Origin of the sequence: Modestobacter altitudinis, assembly GCF_005930475.1 — a bacterium.
Lineage (GTDB): Bacteria > Actinomycetota > Actinomycetes > Mycobacteriales > Geodermatophilaceae > Modestobacter > Modestobacter altitudinis.
In genome coordinates this window covers 1-19,969 of sequence record NZ_SJEW01000085.1, presented here as the reverse complement: position 1 = coordinate 19,969, position 19,969 = coordinate 1, and the positions used below count along the sequence as shown (strand labels likewise).

12 protein-coding genes and 1 pseudogene are annotated in these 19,969 nt (G+C 74.1%); 1 reads left to right on the top strand and 12 read right to left on the bottom strand.

Annotated elements, in window-relative coordinates; all coding sequences use genetic code 11:
• Nucleotides 1-62 precede the first annotated feature (62 nt).
• Nucleotides 63-587: a WD40 repeat domain-containing protein gene (locus tag FHL79_RS22060; protein ID WP_138760704.1), complete on the top strand. Its 525-nt coding sequence runs from the start codon at nt 63-65 to the stop codon at nt 585-587.
• Nucleotides 588-866: 279 nt separating this feature from the next.
• Here FHL79_RS22060 and FHL79_RS22055 read toward each other — a convergent pair whose 3' ends face one another.
• From FHL79_RS22055 to FHL79_RS22005, 12 genes and pseudogenes are all read right to left on the bottom strand, one after another.
• On the bottom strand, nt 867-1,319 hold the full coding sequence (locus FHL79_RS22055) for a hypothetical protein (protein WP_138760703.1): 453 nt from the start codon (nt 1,317-1,319) through the stop codon (nt 867-869).
• A 1,203-nt stretch (nt 1,320-2,522) separates the two neighbouring features.
• Nucleotides 2,523-4,202, bottom strand: a complete 1,680-nt coding sequence (locus FHL79_RS22045; protein ID WP_138760702.1) for a phytoene desaturase family protein — start codon at nt 4,200-4,202, stop codon at nt 2,523-2,525.
• Nucleotides 4,203-4,242: 40 nt separating this feature from the next.
• Nucleotides 4,243-5,043 carry an AfsR/SARP family transcriptional regulator gene (locus FHL79_RS22040; protein WP_138760701.1) on the bottom strand — a complete coding sequence of 267 codons (801 nt, stop codon included), beginning with the start codon at nt 5,041-5,043 and terminating at the stop codon, nt 4,243-4,245.
• A 78-nt stretch (nt 5,044-5,121) separates the two neighbouring features.
• Nucleotides 5,122-5,295 carry a hypothetical protein gene (locus FHL79_RS25270; protein WP_171058291.1) on the bottom strand — a complete coding sequence of 58 codons (174 nt, stop codon included), beginning with the start codon at nt 5,293-5,295 and terminating at the stop codon, nt 5,122-5,124.
• Between the two features lie 114 nt (nt 5,296-5,409).
• Nucleotides 5,410-6,816: a hypothetical protein gene (locus tag FHL79_RS25600; protein ID WP_218938566.1), complete on the bottom strand. Its 1,407-nt coding sequence runs from the start codon at nt 6,814-6,816 to the stop codon at nt 5,410-5,412.
• The gene (locus FHL79_RS22030; RefSeq protein ID WP_138760700.1) at nt 6,813-7,646 is read right to left on the bottom strand and encodes a tetratricopeptide repeat protein; all 834 of its coding nucleotides are present in this window, start codon (nt 7,644-7,646) and stop codon (nt 6,813-6,815) included. The genes FHL79_RS25600 and FHL79_RS22030 overlap by 4 nt, the downstream gene beginning before the upstream one ends.
• A gap of 11 nt (nt 7,647-7,657) precedes the next feature.
• Nucleotides 7,658-11,371, bottom strand: a complete 3,714-nt coding sequence (locus FHL79_RS22025; RefSeq protein WP_138760699.1) for an eCIS core domain-containing protein — start codon at nt 11,369-11,371, stop codon at nt 7,658-7,660.
• 4 nt (nt 11,372-11,375) lie between these two features.
• Entirely contained in the window at nt 11,376-14,630 is a 3,255-nt protein-coding gene (locus tag FHL79_RS22020) for a hypothetical protein (RefSeq protein WP_138760698.1), read from the bottom strand.
• Nucleotides 14,627-15,889, bottom strand: coding sequence for a hypothetical protein (locus FHL79_RS22015; protein WP_138760697.1), 1,263 nt, complete (start codon nt 15,887-15,889; stop codon nt 14,627-14,629). The genes FHL79_RS22020 and FHL79_RS22015 overlap by 4 nt, the downstream gene beginning before the upstream one ends.
• Nucleotide 15,890: 1 nt before the next feature.
• Nucleotides 15,891-17,138: a coiled-coil domain-containing protein gene (locus tag FHL79_RS25265; RefSeq protein ID WP_171058290.1), complete on the bottom strand. Its 1,248-nt coding sequence runs from the start codon at nt 17,136-17,138 to the stop codon at nt 15,891-15,893.
• The gene (locus tag FHL79_RS22010) at nt 17,135-19,147 is read right to left on the bottom strand and encodes an ATP-binding protein (RefSeq protein WP_138760696.1); all 2,013 of its coding nucleotides are present in this window, start codon (nt 19,145-19,147) and stop codon (nt 17,135-17,137) included. Before FHL79_RS22010 ends, FHL79_RS25265 begins: the two co-directional genes overlap by 4 nt.
• Nucleotides 19,140-19,969, bottom strand: a pseudogene (locus FHL79_RS22005) (hypothetical protein); the annotation flags it as partial. The pseudogene FHL79_RS22005 and the gene FHL79_RS22010, both read right to left, overlap by 8 nt.

The window sequence follows — 19,969 nt, the reverse complement described above, 5'->3', positions numbered from 1 at the left end:
CGCCCGGACTTTGGTCTACAGAGAACGTTCGCTGGACTCGGTCCCCGGACGGCGCCTGTGCCGTGCTGCAGCGGGGCCGCCTCGTGTGCGGCCAGATCGAGTACCGCTTCGACTGCCATCCGCTCCTGTTCCACCTCCCGCAGGTCACATTCTCCGCGCTCGGGGACCGGGTCTTCTTCGTCTCCGGCGAGGACGTGCATGTCGTCGACCTCAGAACCGGTCGCGGCGATGTCCTGCTGTCCAGCGGCAGCGGTCCCGTGCACGCCTTCTGCGAGTCGCCGGACGGTGCCCGGCTGGCCGTCGCTTGCGAGGACGGGTCGCTGCGCGTGGTGACGGCGAACGAGGTGCGGCACCTCACCGGCCACGACGGCGCCGTCGTCGACTGTGCATTCCTCGACGACGACACCCCCGTCTCACTCGGCAAGGACGGCAGCCTGCGGGTGTGGGTCGATGACCGCGTACGGGCGGTCTTCGTCGGTCGCACGCCACTCACCGCGTTCGCGGTCGACCCGTCCGGAGACCGCATCCTGGCCAGCGACACCGCCGGCTCCGTCTATCTCCTCGCGCCACAGGGACTACCCGTCTGACGTGGTCCTCGGGGGTGGCCCGGGCAAGGACTCGAGCACCTGACCCCTGACGGGCCTAACGTGCTCGAGTTCCGCCACTCAGCCGTCGCGGCACGTCTCAGTGCATGACGCGCCCCTCCGCCAGCCTGTCCCTAGGCGGAGTGCAAACCAGACACTGGGCCATCGCACCCTCCTCGTCGCCAAGAACGGTGAGGCCTTGCAGTCGCGCTCCGTGTCGACTCCCTCCACCGTCTGAGCCCGGACCGCGAGGAAGCCACTACCTGATCCGCCCCCGGGACATCAGACAGCTCGAAAAGCGCGGTGGTGTCGACTGTGAGGACGTCCACGCCCCGGTGCAGGCCGGTGGCCACCATGTCCGCCAACCCCGCCCTTGCCGTCGCCCATTTGCCCGTTCCAGAGCGCCAGAACGGTGACCCGCCCCGTCGTCGTCGCGGCCCACGCGTAGTGCAGGATCCTGCGGTTGCTCCGCTGCCAGGTGTCGTAGTCGGGCCTCGTCGCGAGCCAGCCCGGCATCCTGTGGCTGCGGGCTAGGGTGCGAACCTCGGCAGCCCTCCGCAGGGCCGTGTGGTATCGCTCGGCCCAGCGCGACGCCTGCCGGGACAGGGCTGTGGCGCGATAGACCAGCTCGGGTACGGGCAGCAGTACGTGCATCCTCACACCCAGGTCGTGGCAGGCCTCATGGAAGAGCAGATCGCCTCCGTCGGAGGCGCCCGCGATGCCGACGAGCTCCACGCCGTCGTCCTTCTCGGCGGCGGCCTTGATCTCCTCGACCCTTTATGGATCGGATGGTGGCCTCACTCAGGACGGGGCTCAGGGCGACCTCGTAGGCGGCGCTGACCCGCTCTGGGTCGTTGCTGGTGAGGAACCGGAGGTCCGCCGCGCTGATCTCGGCCCAAGGGTCCGTTGTTCCGTCGCGACGCAAACGGGTCCGTTCGGTGTCCAACGACGCTCGGACGGTCGAGGTGAGTCACCTCTTCCGCTCGTACACCCGCCGGAGAGCCCGGCCGGTGAACGCCGGCTCCTGGCGCCGGCGTTCACCGGAAGAGGCGCCACAACAGGGCCGGGCACTGACAAGCGGCGGGGGTGACAAAGTCGGATCGACGAGGTGACACATCCGCGACGGCTCGTCATGTCCGCGCTGTACACGGTCACCCCTCGCGCCGTCACCTGACACCCCAGCCCGATGCTCGACCTTGCTGACGGAAGGCTGGCCGTCGCACGCACGCGTCGACGACGGCGTTGATGGCTGCGGCCAGCTCGTCGAGGTCGCGGTCGTAGATACGTCCGTCGTCAATCTGACGCGCGAGCGTGCGGCAGCGCGGGCCAGTCCGCGGGCTTGGGCGCTGCCGGCACAGGCACCTCGATGCGTCGCTCGATGACCTGGACCGCTGCCAGCCCTGAGGCAGCGGCGCGTGACTGCTCCCAGGCCCGCTGCCGGCAGGAGGCCTCGTATCCGGCATGTCCCCGCTCAGTTTCGAGATACCGATCTTGATACCGCGCACCCTGCATCAGGGGGTACTTGGATGCCTTTTCGCTATCTGACGATTGTGACAGCGATGCCAAACGTCCAGCTCAGCGACTTGTGGGGATGCTCGATGCACCACAGCTCACGTAAGTTCAAGTCCCCCTCGGACACCGAGTCGAACCCCGAACAGCGGTCTGCCGCTTGGGGTCCTGCTGGTCGCGACATCGGCAGGTGTGGGGGTTACCCGAGGGACGCCATCGGCGACCTGGTGCCTCCTCGCACTACAGCTAGTCGTGAGCGGCGTCCGCGGCCACGACAGCTGAACCGGCCCGGTCCAGGTCGTCAGCCGGATGGCGACGCCGCGACGTGAGGGTCCGCTCAGTCGCCGTGAGCACCTCCCCTCACACGGGCCAACCGTCGCTGAAGTGCCGCTGTGTGCAGTGCTCCATCACCGGGACGTCCCTTCGCGGTCACCGCTGCGGATGGCCCGTGCCGGCCCGGGCCGTCCGCAACGACGGACGGACCACGTGCAGTGCACGTCGGGAGGCAGCCAGGCGTGCGCGCCCGGCGGTACCCGGGGACGCCAGGAGCCGCTGGGCCGCGAGATGCCCGGACGCCCCGCCGAGGCCCGCACCGGGGTGGGTGCTCGACCCGATGTGCCACAGGTTCGGCACCGCGGTCTCGTGCCCGCTGCTGGCGGGAAGCGGCCGCCAGAGGAAGGCCTGGTCCAGCTGGGCGTCGCCGCCGTACGGGTCGCCCGCGACCGCGTTGACGTTGTAGCGCGCCAGGTCCACCGGACTCAGCACGTCGACGGCGCGAACCGACTCCCGCAGCCGGTCGACGTGGGGGGCCAGCCGGTCGAGAGCGCGGGTGGCCACCCCGTACGCCAGCGTCCGGTTCCATCCCGCGGAGACGTCGAGCTCACCGCGGGCATCACCCCGGGGCTCCCACGGCATCTCGAGCAGCTGCACCCACAGCGCGCCCGCGCCCTCGGGCACCCGCGAGGCATCCAGGACGTGCTGTTGGCCGACGACGACGGTGGGGGACGTCGGCAGGAGCCCGGCCTCGGCCTCGGCGCAGGCGATACCGGTGCTCGCGCTGCCGTCCGACAGGTGGACCACGGGAGTCCGGCTCAGCCGCTCGTCGTGCCAGCGCAACGGCGCGTCGAGGGCGACGTGCACCTGCACGGCGGCTCGTCCGTAGCGGAAGCGCTGCGCCTCGACCGCGATCTGACGGTCGACGCTCCCCGGCGGGAGCAGGCTGCCGTACAGGGCGGTGGGCGTGACCGAGGCCAGCACCGCGGTCTCGGCCGCGATCGCGTCGCCGCCACAGTCGACCCCCGTCGCGCGGCCGTCGGCGAGGACGACGCCGTCGACGGTCGTGCCGAGCATCACGTCGACGCCGAGTGACTGCAGCAGCTCCTCGAATGCGTCCACCAGCCGTCCGGAGCCGCCGACGACGACCGGCATCCCCACGGCGTGGAGGTGTCCCGCGAACACCGGCAGCAACAGTCCCCCGGACGCGTGGTCCGGGCTGAGCCCCGCGTGGAGCAACCACGGCACCCACAACCTGTCGACGTCGGTCCCGAGGAACTCCCGCCGGCACCAGGACCGACCACTCGTGACCAGGTCCCGCAACCGCTGTTCGGAGCCGTCCACGCCGTTGGACCAGAGCAGGCTGAGCGCCGTTCGCACCGCTGACATCGACCGCAGCTCCCCGGCCATCAGCGCGCCGATCGCCGCACCGTTCTCCTCGACCCACTGCAGGTGCCGCCGATAGGCACGGCCGTCCTCCCGGCAGCCGAGGCCGGCCGCCGTCCGGCGGACGCTGCGGTAGGCCAGGCTGACCTCCCCGTCGTCGGTGACCGTGGCGCAGAGCTCGTCCTCGGTGTTGGCGAACTCGAGGCCGCACTCGCGCAGCGCGGCACCGAGGGCGGCGTAGGCACCACTGGACACGAACTGGGGCAACCACGAGGAGTACGTGTCGTGCAGGTAGCCCGGCTCCGTCCGCTCCTCCGTCGCGATGAACCCGCCGATCCGCGGATTGCGCTCGACGAGGGCCACCGTCCAGCCGGCCGTGGCGAGCTCCGCGGCGGCGACCATGCCGTTGATGCCCGAGCCGATCACGACCGCGTCGTAGGACTGCGCCATGTGCGGGGCCTTCTCTCTCCGTCGTCGACGGGCTCGCCGGTCAGCGGGGAACGGGCCCCCGGGGTCCTGCCGACCAGGCCGTCGTCCTGGGTCGGACGGGCCGGGGGTGCACCAGCGCCACCAGGTCGTCGGCCGGTTCGACGCCGAGGTCCCGCAGCAGCAGGTCCCGGTAGGAGTCCAGGCACCGGCGTCCCTCCACCCGGTTGCCCTCGGCCAGGTGAGCGACGACGAGAGCTCGCTGGGCGCTCTCCCGCAGCGGCTCGACCGCCACCGCAGTCAGCGCCGCCTCGATCGCCTCGGCGACGCGGCCGGCCACCACCAGTTGCCGGCTCAGCGCCTCCAGCGCGTGCAGCATGCGCTGGCGGAGCCGCTCCCGTTCCAGCAGCACCCAGTCGTCGTACCAGCCGGGCAGGAGGTCCAGCGCCTCGATCCAGGACGGGAGGAGGCGGAGTTCGTCGGGAGGGGTCGTGCCTTTGATGAGCCGGGCCGCCCAGTCGCTCACCACCTCGATGTCGAGGACGACGTCCTCCCGCAGCCGCAGCGAGCAGTTGTCGACCTCCAGCAGGTCGATGTCGGCGCCGCGGAGTCGCCAGAGCGCGGACCGCAGGTTGCCTGCAGCGCGCTCATCACTGCCGCCCGGCCACAGGACTCCGGCGACGTGGCGGCGCTCCACGCGCCGACGCCGCAGTGCGACGAAGGCCAGCAGGCGCTTGCTGCCCTCCGGGACCTCCCGACGACAGCCGTCGACGCAGACGTACGGACCACCGAAGAGATTAAGCATCGTCCTCGCAGTCACGGGCAGTGTGGTCATCCGCAGATCCGACGACTGCGTGGTTGTCATGTCCGCTCCTTCGACCGTCGCAGCAGGAACACCGTAGGAGTCAGGTCGTCACCGGACCGTCACAGCCGGAGAACGACCTCAGGCGACGCCGGGAGCACCGAACCCCACGAGGAAGCCCCGCACCGCCAGCAGCGCGTCCTCGAGGTCCCGACACTCCAGCACGACCTCCGCGTCCTGGACGCTGACGTCCGGGGTGAGCACGACCCGGCACCGGACCCGGTCGCCGTCCCACTGGGCGCGCACGAGGCACACGCCCGTCAGCGGGGCGGCGGGCGGCGGTGTGGGTATCGCCCGCACCGGACCGCCGCTGCCCTTCTCGCCATCGCTCCGCGCCATCGGGTCGGCCGCTTCAAGGCACCGACGGCATCAGGGCGCCCGGTAGCGACCGCGCTCGTCGCGGTACGGACGCCGGGAGCCACCCTCGCCGGGGGTCCGCTTGCGCGGTGGACGGCGGCCGGAGGTGAGTTGGCCCTCGCCGTAGCCGGTCTCGGGTCGCTGCTCGTACTCGGCCTCAGGGCGATCTGCGTACCCGGTGTCCGGGCTGGGCCCGTAGCCGGATTCGGGTCGACGGTCCCCGTAGCCGGGCGGCTCGGCCCCGCCGCGGCCGTAGCCGGCACCCGGCTGCTCCGGACGCTGTGGGTAGCCCGGTCGCGGGGGGTAGCCCGGCCGTCCGGGGGTGCCCGGCTGCTCCGGGTGGTCCGGTCGCTCGGGGTACTCCGGCTGTTCGGGCGTGTCCGGCTGCTGGGGGTACTCCGGCTGCTGGGGGTACTCCGGCTGTTCGGGGGTGTCCGGCTGCTCGGGGTACCCCGGCTGTTCGGGGTACTCCGGCTGTTCGGGGGTGTCCGGCTGCTGGGGGTACTCCGGCTGCTGCGGGTGGCCGCTTCCGTCGGGTGGTGACTGACCCGAGCCGCCTCCTCCCCCGTCGCCGTCCTCGGCACAGATGCGGGTGTACTCGGCGAGCACCTCGGCGACGGTGTCGTCGGCCAGCCGCTGACAGGCCGCCACCCACGACCGCTGGAAGCACGCGGCGACGGCCGCCTTGCGCTTGAGCTCACCGATCGCGGCGTGCCCCTTGACCATGCAGGTGAGGGCGTCGCCCAAGCAGTCCATGTAGTCGTTGGTGGTCGTGAAGCCGCGCCAGACGGCCTTGAGGTGCCGGCGGGCCACCAGCACGCGCGCGTAGGTGTCGGTGGGCGCGGTCTCGCCGGCGCCGATCAGGTCGACGATGCCCTGTACCTCCGCGACCAACTTGTCGACGCGGCCGGGCAGCGCGGCGTCCGGCTCCTTGATGAGGTCCGCGAAGCAGGCGGTGGCCTCCTGCGTCTCCCGCGTGATGTCCGCCAGGAGTCCCGGGACGTCGTCGGGGTCGCACCGCCGGACGTCGTCGTCGTAGTCGCAGTCCCCGTGCCAGCAACAGCCGTCGCTGTCGCCGCCACACTTCCTGAGGCGGTCCGACACCCGCTCGTAGGCCCGCGGCAGGTGGTGCAGGTCGTCCTCGTCGAGCTGGCACTTCACCCGGTCGACACAGTCGTTGAGCCGCTCGCGGGCCTGCTGCACCTTCGGCTCCGCCGCAGCGCGTGCCGCGGTGTAGGCCGAGCGCGCCTGCTCGTACGACGTCCGGGCCTGCTCCAGCGCCGGCGCCTGCTCGGCGTTGTACTCGGCCTGCTCCTGGATCCCCTCCGCCTTGCACCGCAGGTCGTCGAGCACATCCGGGCCTGCGCGCCTTGGGCGGGCCTGTCCGTCGGTGTCGGCCGTTCGGGGGGTGCTGGTCATGAGGTCCTCCCTGAGTGACTGGGAGAATCGTCGAGGGGCACTGTCACCCGGCCGTTACCCGGCAGTCGCTCGAGGAGGTGGCGTGCTTCCTCCGCATGCACCCCGGCGGCGACGAGCTCGCGCAGGGCCGTGCCCGCCTCCTCCACGGCGCCGACCAGCACGTGCAGCAGGGCGAGGTGGAAGCGGGCGTCGGGGTCACCGGGGGCGAGGTCCAGCGCGGTGAGGAGGGCCTCGCCCGCGGTGCCGTGGTCCTGCCGGACGAGCGAGACCACCCCCAACTGGACCCAGGCGCGTGCCGAGCCCGGGTCGAGCTCGGTGGCCCGGTGCAGCACGCGGGCCGCGTCCGCCGTCTTGTCCTGGGCGGCGAGCGCCGTGGCCAGCGCGATCTGCAGGTCGACGTCCTCGGGCCGGGCGGCGACGGCAGCGGCCCAGGCGGTCTCGGCCTCGGCGGGGCGGTCGAGGGCCAGCAGGGTGCGTGCCATGGCGTCCCAGGCGAAGTGGTTGCCGGGGTCCAGGCGCACCGCCGTCCCCAGGGCGGACAACCCACCGTCGACGTCCCCGCTGGCGATCTGCGCCATCCCCCGGTGTGCCCACGGCGCGCTGCGGCGGGGCTCCAGCCCGATCGCCCGCTCCGAGGCCGCGATGGACTCGGCATGACGCCCGGTGGCCGCCAGCAGGTAGCCGAGGTCCGCGTGAGCCGTCGCATTGGCGGGGTCGACGACGACGGCCTGCCGGAACAGCCGCTCGGCCTCGTCGACGGCCCCGCGGGCGAGCGCGAGCGCACCCTGGTTGACCAGCGGTCGTGCCGGGGACTCGGGGGTCGCGAACATGGCACGGTCTCCTATCCGACGAGCTGCTTGACGAGGCCGCCGAGCAGGTCGCCCGGGTTGATCTGCGGGTAGGTCCACTGGATCTGGTCGAAGTCCAGCTGGAACGGCTTGCCCGACTCGTAGTGCAGTGGGAAGGCCAGCCCGAAGCGGAGGTTCGACCCGTACTCGAACGCCGCGAGCTTCCACTTCCGGCGGTAGAGCTCGACATCGGTGACGAGGAGGTCCGCGCTCACGTCGACGAACGCGTCGATGCCGAAGCGGAACTTCGGCTCGACGAAGATCTCCCCGCGGGCGTCGAGCACGATGCCGGTCCGGGGTGACCAGTTGATCGCGGCGTCGGCCGAGGCGGCCCCGACGAGACCGACCTCGCCGTAGATGGACACCCCCGCCGTGGCGCTCACGACCGGGATGCCCGCGCCCACCCCGCCGTCGACCTGCAGCCGCAGGCCGGCGTGCGCCGGGACGACGAAGGTGCCGGCGCCGGAGACTGTCGTGTCGTCGGGCCTGTCCGGGTTGTAGGTGACGGCCAGCGACACGTCGCGCAGCAGCCCCGGCCCGAAGCCGACCCCGACGAACATCCCGCCCCTGATGGTGGCGAAGATGCCGATCCGCTGACCGGCGACGGCGACACCGACGATGGGGATGTCGATCCCGATCGAGAAGACCTTGCGCTCGACCTTCCTCTCGTCGAAGACGTCGAAGTGCGAGGGCAGGGCGACCTTGCCGGTCACCTCGATCTCGCCCTTGGGCGTCAGCCGGAGGCCGACCGTGCCCTGCAACCAGGGCGTGATGGTCAGCGTCACCGTCCCGCCGCCGTAGGCGGTCAGCGAGCCGTCCTTCGCGATGGGGCCGGTCGGCAGGCCGGCGGCGTCCAGGGTTCGGTTGGTCAGCCCGGCCTGGACGGTCCCCTTCGCCAGGCCGCGCTCGTACGCGAGGTCGGCCTGGACGTCGAAGGCCCCGTCGGCGTAGGTGCCGGTGATCGCTCCGGTGAGGCCGGGGACGTCGGGCTCAGCAGTGACCGCACCGGCGACCGACCAGCCCTCGGTGCCCTCCTTGACGACGGCGGCGAGCTTGCCGCCCCTTATCCCGGGGATGCCCTTGCCGAGCAGGATCTCCCCGCTGATGGCCATGCCCGTGGCCTCGTCGTAGACGAAGCCGAGCGAGCCCTTCTCGACGCCCTTGAGGGTGGTCTCGAACTCGCCGACCGCCGTGACGCTGTCGTCGTCGACCCGGACGTCGACCGACGCCCGCTTGATGCCCTTGACCTTGTCCTGCCCGACGCCGATGCGTCCCGAGAGCGCCCAGGCCCCCTTCGAGTAGGAGCCGCTGACCTGGGCATCGGTGAAGATCCGCTTGTCGAAGGTCAGCTCCACGTCCAGCGCGAAGTCACTGCTCGTCCCCTTCCGGGCGGTGATGGTTCCCGTCGCTAGCTTCTCGATCTCAAAGTCGATCGAGCCCTCGACCGCGAGGCCGGACGCGCCCGCGCTGAGGACCAACGTCCCGCCGCCGACCGTGAAGGGACCGGGCAGCTGGAGGTCGCCGCCATGGATGACGGCCTCGAGTCGGAGTTCGCGGTCGAGGACGGCGGCGATCTCCACGTTCTCCAGCAGTCTGAGACTCGGCTTGGGGATGACCCCGCGTCCGATGAAGCCCTTGCTGACGTCGAAGTCCAGCTCGGGGAAGGTCATGGGGCTGAACGCCTTCACCCGCCAGTGGTCGATCCGCCCCGGCGTCACGGCCCCGCCCCACTGCACGCCCTTCATCGGCTTGATGGGCACGGAGAACGGCGCCTGCTCGGCCAGGCTGTTGTCCTTGAAGGCGGTGCCCGTCAAGGTGCCCTGTCCCTGACCGTTGCTGTTGGCTTCCGTGAACTTCACGCTCTCGAAGCTGAACAGCGGGCTCTTCCATCCCTTGATCGGGCTGTCGTCTCCGGTGCGCGGATGCCGGACCATCCCGCCGCCGAGCGCCCTGTCGTAGATCGAGAGCTCGTCCTGGGTGCCCCGCAGCTCCTCGACCTTCTTGGGCGGAGCGAGTCTCAGCGGGGCGACGATCTCATCCTTGCCCGATGTGAGGTCGTCCTCGCTCCAGAAGTCCTCGTCGTGGACGTCGGGACCAGTGCCCTTCACACTCTTGAATACGATCTCCCAGTCCTTGCGGGCCTCGGCTTCTCGTGGGACCTTGCCAGGCTCGATCTGCTTCGGTGCCGTGTTCGCCAGGAAGCCGCGGAGCGCAGCGTCGATGTTCCCCCGGATCGTCGAGCCGGCCGACCGGTTGAGTGAGCTGTCGAGCAGCCACAGGTTGGGGGTCGGCTTCTCGTCGTCCCCGCCGAGCTGGGCCTCGATGATGTGGTCGATGTCGAAGGACCGCAGCTTCCCCTTCTTGTCCCAGGGTGGGATGCGGGTGTCGTTGGCCATCGACTCGGGTGTGCCGATGAGGAAGTGCTGGTGCGTGCCGAGCTGGAGGTACCACGCCGGCGTCCCCGTCTGTTGCACACCGGGCGCTTGGGACAGGGCCGTGGTCCGCTTGGCGAAGGCGTCCTGGAGCAGCGGCTTGGACCGGCGGCGCCACACCTGCCCCTGCTTGGTGGGGTTCTCCTCCCGCGTCCCCTTGCGCAGGCTGTACTCAGGGGCCTTCATGTGCCGGGCCTTGTACGTGGGGACGACGAGCTGGTCGATCTCGATCCGCTTCGGGTTCTCGACGATCTTCCCCGGGACCTCAGCGCCGCCCTTCCCGCCGCCGCTGCCCGTCGCCGACGCAGCAGCGCTCCCGGAGGTCGGCTTGCGCCGGACCACCGCGCCACCGAGGCCGGGGCTCTTGCGGTTCACCCCGGGCCGCTGCTGGACGACGTGCGCCAGTTCGTGTGCGAGCAGTCGCTTGCCCTCGGGGCTGGTCGGGTCGTAGGCCCCGGCGCGGAAGTAGATGTCGTTGCCCCGGGTGAAGGCGAGGGCCCCCAGCGACCGGGCGGCGTCGTCGGCGGCGCCGTCGTCGTGCACGCGCACGTCGTCGAGCGGCCGGCGGAAAGAGCCCTCGAAGGTCGTGCGGATGCCCTCGGGCAAGGGCGCGCCCTTGCCCCTGCTGGCGTTCAGGTACTCCTCCACGCTGGGCGGGACCCGGGGCGTCTCCCGGGCCGGCGCCTCCCCCTCGGGCGCAGGGGGTTCCGGGTCCGGAGCCGGGGTGCCGGTCTCGGCCGGTCCTGGGCCCGCCGCAGCCGGCGGGGGTACGACCGGGGCAGCGCCCGCCGGGGTCGGCGCCTCGGGCATCCCGCCGCCCGCGGACGCCGGTTCGGACACCGGACCCGGGACCCCCGCCGGCGTGGTGGTGTCGGCCAACGCGGCCCCCGTGGCGGCGCTGCCCGGTCGGGCCGGTGCCGCCACCGGCGCCGTGGGCAGGCGCTGGTCGGCCGTCGGGTCGGTGGTGCGCTGGACCGGTGGGCCGGCACCTGTGGTGGCGGGCGCAGCGGCCGGCGGAGGGGTCTGCGGTGGCGCGGCCGGCGTCTCGACCATCCGCATCACCCGGTCCGCTGCGTCGTCGGCGGCCCGCTCGGCGGGGTCGTCGGTGGGCCCGACGGCCGTCGTCCCGGAGGCGGCCTTCGCCTGGATCTGACGTTCCCCCAGGCCGCCCCCGGGCGCGGCCGGGGCTGCCGAGGTGCCCTTCGGCTCCTCGACCGCCTTCCGCCGGGTGTCCGGCTTGCGTTCGGCGTCGGCGGACGCCACGTCGGTGCCCATCGCCTCACCCGACGTCCGGCTCGTTGGTCACGATCACGTACAGGCGGGCTGCCGCGCCGTCGGGGCCGCGGTCGAAGTCGACCTCCTGTGCAGGCAGGTCGACCAGGTCCACCAGCTCCGGCTCGGCCCGCAGGCTGTCGCGGACCCGACCGGCCAGCGTCCCGAGCGCCGCCCGGACGTCGGCGGTCAGGTCCTCGTGCGTCCACAGCACCGAGTGCAGTTCGCGGTGCGCCGCGACCCGGTGGTCCACCAGCGACCTCCGTGCCTCGAACGGGACGGCCGACAGGTCGGTGGCGGGGTCGCTACCCTGGCCGAGCTCGTCGAGCGCGCTGGTCTCAGGCGGCTGGGCCTCGGCCGTCTGCACCGGGGCGACGTCCCCCTCGATGATCGCCGAGCTGAGCGCTCCCCCGTCGAGCTGGGAGTAGGCAGCGATGACCCGGAGGTCGTCCGGCTCCGGCTCGGGATCCGGGTCGTAGGTGACCAGGAAGATGCTGCCGTCGGTGCCGGGCACCAGGAGGGCCTGCGGCGGGTCGCTGACGAAGTCGCGGACCCCGTCGGAGTCGAGTTCCGCCGCCGGGGTCAGTGCGTCGAGCACGGCGGTCAGCCGGCCGATGCCGGTCGTCGCCGCTTGCGACCCGGGCATGCCGGTGTAGCCCGCCAGCGCCACCCGGCTCCCCCCGTTCAGCTGGCCGTACCGGGTGCGCCAGGTGTCGGCCAGGGTCAGCAGGGTCGCGCTGCCCGGCGCGAAGGCGAGCTCGGCCCGCTCCCAGCCCTCGGCCGGCCAGTCGCCGCCGACGACGTCCGATGCGACGGTCCGCGCGTCCTCCCCCGAGCCGGTCCGCAGCACCCAGGCCGTCACCGCCGCGACCTCCACGGGCGGCACAGCAGCGCCCTCGCAGCACTCCCGGCGGCGGCGACGCACCAGCACCCAGTCCGTCGCGGCGCGCACCGTCGTCGTGGCGACGGTGGCGTCGTCGTCCGGGAACAGCAACCGGGCTTGCGTCTCGACGAAGTCGGGCTCCGGATGCGCGCTGGACAGGATGGTGAGCGCGTCCACCGCCATGTCGTGGTACGGGTCGCCCCGGTAGCCGATCCGGGGGTCCTCGAGCGCCTCCAGCGTCGCGACCGACCGGCGGGCCGGCTCTGCCGGGGTGCCCGCCGGCTCGTCCTCCGCGCCCTCCCCGGGGGCCGCCTCCTCGGGCGGCGCCCCGGCCAGGACGGTGACCTCGCCGTGAGCCCCGACGGGTGCGCCCTGCCAGCCGACCTCCACCGCGAGCGACCGGTCGGCGGTTCTCACCCGCAGCACCTGCCGGCCGTCGTCCTCCTCGGACCGTCGCGCCAGCAGCCGGACGACCACCGACCGATCTGCGGGCACCCCGTCGAGGAACGGCACGCCAGTGAGCTCCAGCGCGACCTCGCCGTCCTGGGTGGGGGCCGTGGTGGGTGCCAGCCGCCGCACCCGGCCCGGGAGGCGGACGGCGAAGTGGGCCGTGTCGCTCCTGGGCAGGGCCGCCTCCACGCAGAACTCGACCGCCGTCTCCTGCTGGGGCTGGAGGGAGAACGGGTCGTCGTCGACGGTGAGGGAGGTGAGCAGTGCCACGACGCGTGCGCCCGACCTCCCCCCGACCGACACGACTGCGCGGTTCCCCGCGGCCCGGGCCCGGGACGTGGCACCGAACACCGCCCGGGCGGTGTCAGCGATCTGCTCCCGCGGTGACCGGCTGAGGCCGAAGGACATCTCGCCCAGCTCGTCCCCGGCCGCGGTCACCGACGTCCCCTCGGCGAAGAGTCCGCCCAGCAGGCGGACGAACGTGCCGAGCTCATTCGCCGCTGCGGCGGCCACGGCTGCACGCACGTCGATCGCCCGCCCGAAGGCGACCCGGCCGGTTCCGGAGAGGTGCAGCTGGAACGGGTCGGCACCCGCGCGCCGCCGCGGCTGCGGCCCCGGGCGCGGCACGCCGATGTCCAGGTCCACGGCGAAGCCGATGCCGGTCCGCTGCCCCGCGGTGGACTGCAGGACACCGTCGGGCACCAGGACGTCGACCTGCTCCCGGGCGGCCGGGTCGGCGATGCCGCGGAGCAGGGAGATGCGGTCCATGTGCTGGGCGCGCTCCAGCTCGTGTGGCACCTGGTCCCGGCGCACGGCGCACAGCCGCAGCTCCACTCCGGGGCCGAGCAGGTCCTGAGCCTGGGCGCGCACGTCCCCGGCCGGGTCGATGCCCAGGTAGAAGGCGGCGGGCGCCGCCACGAAGCCGCGCTCGACGAGGACCCGCGCCGGGATGGTCGCGGCTGCGGGCGGCGCAGCGGCGAGCTGGCTCTGGAACTGGAGCACCTGGGCCAGGAACACCGGCCACGGCCGCTGTTCGACCCGGCCGGCCCAGTGGCTGCGCGGCGACGGCTCCATCCGCTCACGGCGGGCCGTCCACATGTCCAGCAGGGTGATGCGGGAGCCGTCCCACCCCAGCACGCCGAGGGGGACGACGTCCTCACCGGCCAGGGAGCCGGCCCCGGCACCCCACAGCCCCGCCCCGAGACCCGTCGCCGACAGCCGGCTCCCCGCGGCGCGGCGCTCCTCGGCGAACCAGGCGGAGGCGACCTGCGAGCGCAGGTGGAGCTCGGGCCGGGTGACCCCGGGCTGGGAGAACGGCCGCAGGTCGAGGCTGAGCGGCCGGAGCAGCAGCGTCACGCCGTCGACGACGTAGGGCCGGTCCGTCGCCGTCACGCAGCCGTCGTCGCAGGGCCGGCCGAAGACCTCCGCGTGCCCGCACAGCCCGCTGCCCGCAGCGAGGCAGACCAGGTACAGCCCGGTGCCGGGCACCACCGCGGCGGCCGGCTCGGCGGCATCGGGCAGGCACTCGGTGAACCCGGACGTGGTTGGACCGGGCGACGGCGGGGTGGCCGATGACCGCGCGGTCAGCGTCGCGACGTCTGCCTCGACGCCCACCGGGAGGTGCAGCACCGGCCCGGCCGGGGCGACGGCCAGGCCGGCCGCGACCGTCAGGCACGGCGTCCCGAGGCCGGCGAGCTCGAAGCCCCACACCGGTCCCGGACCGGCGGCCGCCTGGTTGGCGAACTCGACGTACCGGCGCTGGGACCGCCGTTCCAGGTTCAGGTCGTCGGCCCGCAGGTACCGCCCGTCGTAGTAGTTGAGTCCCACCAGCGGCGTGGTATCGGGCACGAACGTCAGCCCGCCTGAGGTGCCGGTCAGCACGACAGGGCCGGTCGAGCCGACGGGGGAGGCGGGGTCGGTCAGCGTCATGACGGAGCTCCTCGGTCCGGGATCCGGCGGACGACGTCACGACCCTGACCCCGCGTGCCCGGCGGGTCGCCGACGAACCCGGCCAGGGGCACAGGACGCCCGTCGACGAGCCCGACGACAGGCGTAGGGCCGGTGCCGCGCAGCACCATGCGGTAGGTGACCTCGTCGGTGGGTTCTGCCGGCAGGTCGAAGGTGACCCGGTCGGTCGCGGGCGTCGGCGCGAGCGGCACTGGCTCCTCCCAGCCCGTGGCCTCGCGGAACGGCCGCACCTCCAGCGCCGCGGCGACGGTGGCCGGGACGATCCCGCCCCGGAACTCGATGGTGACGGTGATCCCGTCGACGCGGACCCGTTCGACCCTCGGGCCGCCGGCATCGGACGGGCACTGCTCGCCGACCGTGCCGTCGAGCAGCTCGGCGAGCAGTTCGGACAGCACCCAGGTGGGGACGTGGCTGCGCCGGACGGAGAGGTCGATCACGGGTGCGTCCAGTCGCCAGCTGCCCGACCCCTCGCGGACGACGGCCATGCCCGGCAGGTCGGCCAGCACGACCTCGCCCGGGTCGTCCTCGGGGAACAGCCGGGTGCAGTCGGCCGGTCGCGGCGGCAGCAGGCCCGGCGGGCCGAGCGCGGCGACGAGCTCCGCCGCGACCGCCCGGAAGTCGGCGAGACGCCCGCTCCCGGTGGTCAGCCCCGGCGGGAGGGCGCCGTCGCGGAGCAGGTCCCGCAGGGCTGTGAACGCGGTGTCCCGGTCGTCGACCGGCCGGGTCGCCCAGGGCCGCAGTTCCAGGTGCGCGAGCTCCAGGACGCGGGAGTAGCCGACCGACTCCTCCCCCTGCCCGCACGAGGAGGCGACGGTCGGGACCGGCCGGGACAGGCACGCCTCGTGCCGGACGACCAGTCGGGCGTTGAACCGGCCGTCCTCGCCGGTGGTCACGGTGCCGGCCTGCCGCTGCTGCTCCAGCCACGCCCGCACGTCCAGGCACAGGTCGACCCCCGAGCTCACCTCACGGCCCAGCCCATCGGTGCACAGCCCCGGGCCGACGGTCAGCTCGGCGGAGTGCGCGCCGATGGACAGCGGGAACCCCCACACCACGCCCTTGCCGTGCTGCCAGGCCTGGTGCAGCGCCAGCTTCCCCCGGGGGTTCGCGGACAGGACCTGCAGGTCCGACACCCCCAGCAGCATGCCGAAGTGCACGGCCAGCGAGGTGAAGGGATCGACCTCCAGCGAGGCCGCCAGCGGGGCTGAGCGAGGGGCGGTCATCTCAGCGGTCCCCGCGCACCAGGGACAGCCGCCGGTCGGCCGCGGTCGCCTCCCGGGCAGTGACCTCGTCGCGGGCGGCCGCGAGCCTCTCGGCGGCCGTGTCGAGGTCGAGCTGCCGGGCGAACTGGGTGGCGAGCGCCGCCGCGTGCCCGGCGTCCGCGCGGTCGTGCCGGTCGGTCAGGGCCGCCACGTCCATCGCCCGGACGGCGTCGAGCTCGGCCTCGGCGTCGATGAACTGGATCGCCAGCGCCGTGACCTCGACCGGCACCATCACCTCCCAGCGGTCCAGCGCTCCGTCGGTCCCCTTCTGCACCTCGGCTGCCATCGCCGCAATCGCCGCCTCCTCGGGGAAGGAGGCGAACGCGGTGATCGCCGTCAGGGACTTCTCGGCCGCCGCCAGCCGCACCGGTCCCCCCTCCACGACGTCGGCGACGGCCGCGCGGGCGGCGGCGAGCTCGGCGGCGGTGCCGGCGACGGGACCGTCGACGGGTGACCGGGCGGTCGCCGCCCTCCCGACGTCCGCCTCCCTGGCGGCGACCGCCGTCGCGCGGTCCTGGTCCCCCTTGCGCGCCTCGGTGACCCGGTCCCGCAGGCGGCCCAGCATGGCCGGGTCACCGAGCATCCGCCCCAGCCGTTCGAGGGCCGCGGCCGTGGGCTTGGGCGGTGCGGCGGCGGGAGCCGCTGGGGCTTCCGGCGTCCGGCCACCACGCGGGGGCGTCGGCGTCGGCGCCGCGGGGCGCGGGTCGGAGAGGCGGTCGGCGTCCTGCTTCAGCGTCGCCACCGTCTCGGTGAGGGCGTTGACCCGCGCGGTGGCGGCCGCGCTCTCGCGCCGGACCCGGGTGAGCTCGGTGGTGGCCCGGGTGAGGTCGGCACGGGTGCGAGCGGCCTGCGCGGTCTCCCGCACCACGGCGAGCTCGATGCTGGCCAGCCGCTCGGCGGCGGTGAGCCGCGCGTCGTTGAGCGGGCCCTGGGCGATGAGGGCGGCCTCCAGGAGCTGCTCAAACCGGTGCCGTTCGGGTTGACTGGTCGCCGCGTTGAGCTGCTGCTGCCACGTCGACCCCTGCTGCTTCAGGGCGGTCAGCTCGCCCGTGGCCTTCTGCAGCCGCTCGCGCTGGGCGACGGCCTCGGGCGCGAGGCGGGCGAGGCCTGCCTCCCGCGCGGCCAGGTCGTCGTCCAGCCGGGTGACCTCGGCGGCGTACACGTCCTTGACGGTGGTGCTGGCGGCTGCGGTCTCGGTTGCCGTGGTCACGGTGTTCCCCTTCTGGTCGGCGGATCGGCCGGAGTGCCCGGCGGCGGGCCGGGGTAGGACAGCCCGGCCTTGAGGTGCTCGCGACGGACGGCATGTGCCAGGTGCTCCAGCCCGATCCGCCGGGCCTCGGGCGCGGGCTCGGCGGCGGCGAGGAACGCGGCGGCCAGCGCGGCGTTGCGGATGAGGGCGCCGGGCAGCTCGTAGACCGCGGCGAGTGCCGGCAGGTCGACGTCCGGTGCGATCGGTGCCACGCCGGAGAGGTGCAGCCGCCACAAAGCCAGCCGGGCCTCCTCGTCGGGCGGGTCGAACGGCACCACGAACTCAATCCGGCGGGCGAAGGCTGCGTCCAGGTTCTGCCGCAGGTTCGTGGCCAGCACCGCGACCCCGTCGAAGCGCTCCAGCCGCGCCAGCAGGTAGGCCGTCTCGAGGTTCGCGTAGCGGTCCCGGGCGTCGGCCACCTCCGTGCGCTTGCCGAACAGTGCGTCGGCCTCGTCGAAGAGCAGTGCCGCCCCGCCGTCCTCGGCGGCGTCGAACACGGCAGCGAGGTTCTTCTCGGTCTCCCCGATCCACTTGGACACCAGCTGGGACAGGTCCACCACCAGCAGGTCCCGACCGAGCTCGCCGGCGAGCACCTCGGCGGCCAGCGTCTTGCCAGTGCCCGGGGGGCCGGCGAACAGCAGGCGCAGCCCGCGCAGTCCGCGGCGGCCGCGCAGCATGCCCCAGTCGTCCAGCACGACCGACTGCACCCGCATCCTGGCGGCGGCCTCCTGTAGCTGCGTGAGCCGGTCGGCGGGCAGCACGAGGTCGTCCCAGCCCGCCTGCGGATGCACCAGCGCTGCTCCGACCGGCACCGCGTCCCCGGCTCGGGCGTCGACCCGCTCCAACACGTGGTCCCAGCCGGTGGGGCCCGGCACCAGCTCCGCGCGCAGCCGGACGTCGGTGGCGGCGATCTCGACGTCGCTGGGCTCCAGGGTCGCGGGGCCCAGGTGAGCCGGCGGCCGGCCGAGCTCGGGCAGCGCCGCGGCCAGCCCGGCGCGCCGGTCGGCGGAGGCGTGCGGCCCCGACGGGAGCACCAGGACCGGGCGCGGCCAGGTCGACAGCCCGACGCCCGGAGCGGCCAGCAGCAGCGGCACCGGCAGGTCCGGGACGGTCAGGTGCAGCGGCGGCGGCTCGTTGTCGGTCCACAGCACCGGGACGACGTCGCGGGCCAGTGCCAGCAGCAGCACCGCGCTGACCGTCGCACCGTCGCACCGGTCCGCGCGCAGCACGGCCGTCTCCCGTCCCGCCGTCGCGGCCAGGGCCGTCAGCCGGGGGGCCAGCGCGGCCGGCCGGGCTCCGGGCAGCAGCACCGACACCGGCAGGACGGCGTCCAGGGCGCGCCGGGCGCCGGCCACGGCTTCCTGCCCGAGCCAGTTCCGGACGCCCGCCGACGGGGCCGGCCGCGGGTGGGGCACGGCCCCGTCCGGCCAGCCCGGGAGCCCGGTGAGCGCCTCGAACAGCTGGGCGGCCGGGCGCATCGTCCGCTCCGGTTGCGGCGCGTCGTCGTCCTCGACGACCACCGACCCGGTGGCCAGCAACGCGGCGAGCGGGGCACGCAGCTGCGCGCGGGACGCGGTGCCGGCCAGGGCGCCGAGCTCGGCGAGCGCCCCGGCCAGCCCGACGGTCGGCCACGGCCGGCCGTGCGGATGGAGGGTGCGCAGGACGGCCGCGACCCCCTCGTGGTGGTGCGCGAGCAGGGCGAGGGCGAGCAGCTCCCGTTCGGCAGTGCCCAGCCGGAGGCCGGACACCAGCCGGTCGATCGGCTGGGCCGCCCCGGCGGGCAGGTCCAGGCAGCCGCCGTCGGCCGGCCCGGGCGCACCGGCGCCCGGCAGGCCCCGCAGGAAGCGGGCGCCGGCGCCGTCGCCCACGGCGTCCAGCGCGACGGCCAGCCGGCCCGCCATCCGGGCCAGCGCGTCGTCGAGCCGGTCGCCGGACCGCACCGGCAGCTCAAGCAGCCTGGGCTCAGCCATAGCGGAACCTCAGGACACAGCCGAGCCAGGGCAGGTGCCCTGGGTCGAGGTCCAGTCCGGCCCGGCGCACGTCGACGCTGACCTCGTCCGGGTCGAGCAGCACGTCGATCCACCCGGGGTCGGCCTCGATCACCGCCCGCCGCCGGCACACCGCGACCAGCAGCGCGCGTTCCGACCCACGAGCGCCGGCCGGACCGCGGGCCATCCGGTCCGCCAGTGCGGCGACCAGTGCGTCCACCTCCGGCGCCAGGACCTCGGGCGGGACCGGCCCGGGCGGGTCGCTGCCCGGCACCAGCCCGGCGAACGCCAGCACGGCCGGGTCGTCGGCGTCGGCGGGGCCGACGTCGGGGACGGCACGGGCCACGACCAGCCGGCCCATCCCGTGCAGCACCGGACGCAGCGCGGCGCCGAACCGGTCCGGCGCGGCAACCACCCGGCCGGGCAGCCCCAGCTCGGCCACCAGCGGGAGCAGGAAGAGCAGGCCGCCCCAGCCCGTCGTCGTCGGGCGTGCCGCCGGGGACGTCCGGTGGCCGGTGGCGTCCGGCGAGACGCCGTCCGGGTCCTCGGACCGTCCGGCGGTCGGCTCGGTCGCCGGTGCGGCCCCCGCCGGAGCCGCCCGGTTCGCGGCCGGTGGCTGCGCGGTCGTACCGGGGTCCGGCTGCCGGACGGCGGCCGGAGGCCCTCCGGCGGCGGGGCCGGTCGCCGCGGCGGCCAGGGCGCTGGCCGGCCCCGGCCCGCCGGCCGAAGTCCGGGCCGCGGTGCCGGGACGGGCCTGCCCCTCCGCGGCGCGGGGGCCGGGCACCCGGCGGGACGGGGGCGGGG

What these genes read in the sequence shown, in the direction of transcription:
- FHL79_RS22020 (WP_138760698.1), bottom strand. Translation starts at nt 14,630, where the DNA reads ATGACGCTGACCGACCCCGCCTCCCCCGTCGGCTCGACCGGCCCTGTC.
- FHL79_RS22010 (WP_138760696.1), bottom strand. Translation starts at nt 19,147, where the DNA reads ATGGCTGAGCCCAGGCTGCTTGAGCTGCCGGTGCGGTCCGGCGACCGG.
- FHL79_RS22015 (WP_138760697.1), bottom strand. Translation starts at nt 15,889, where the DNA reads ATGACCGCCCCTCGCTCAGCCCCGCTGGCGGCCTCGCTGGAGGTCGAT.
- FHL79_RS22025 (WP_138760699.1), bottom strand. Translation starts at nt 11,371, where the DNA reads ATGGGCACCGACGTGGCGTCCGCCGACGCCGAACGCAAGCCGGACACC.
- FHL79_RS22040 (WP_138760701.1), bottom strand. Translation starts at nt 5,043, where the DNA reads ATGACAACCACGCAGTCGTCGGATCTGCGGATGACCACACTGCCCGTG.
- FHL79_RS25600 (WP_218938566.1), bottom strand. Translation starts at nt 6,816, where the DNA reads ATGACCAGCACCCCCCGAACGGCCGACACCGACGGACAGGCCCGCCCA.
- FHL79_RS22045 (WP_138760702.1), bottom strand. Translation starts at nt 4,202, where the DNA reads ATGGCGCAGTCCTACGACGCGGTCGTGATCGGCTCGGGCATCAACGGC.
- FHL79_RS22030 (WP_138760700.1), bottom strand. Translation starts at nt 7,646, where the DNA reads ATGTTCGCGACCCCCGAGTCCCCGGCACGACCGCTGGTCAACCAGGGT.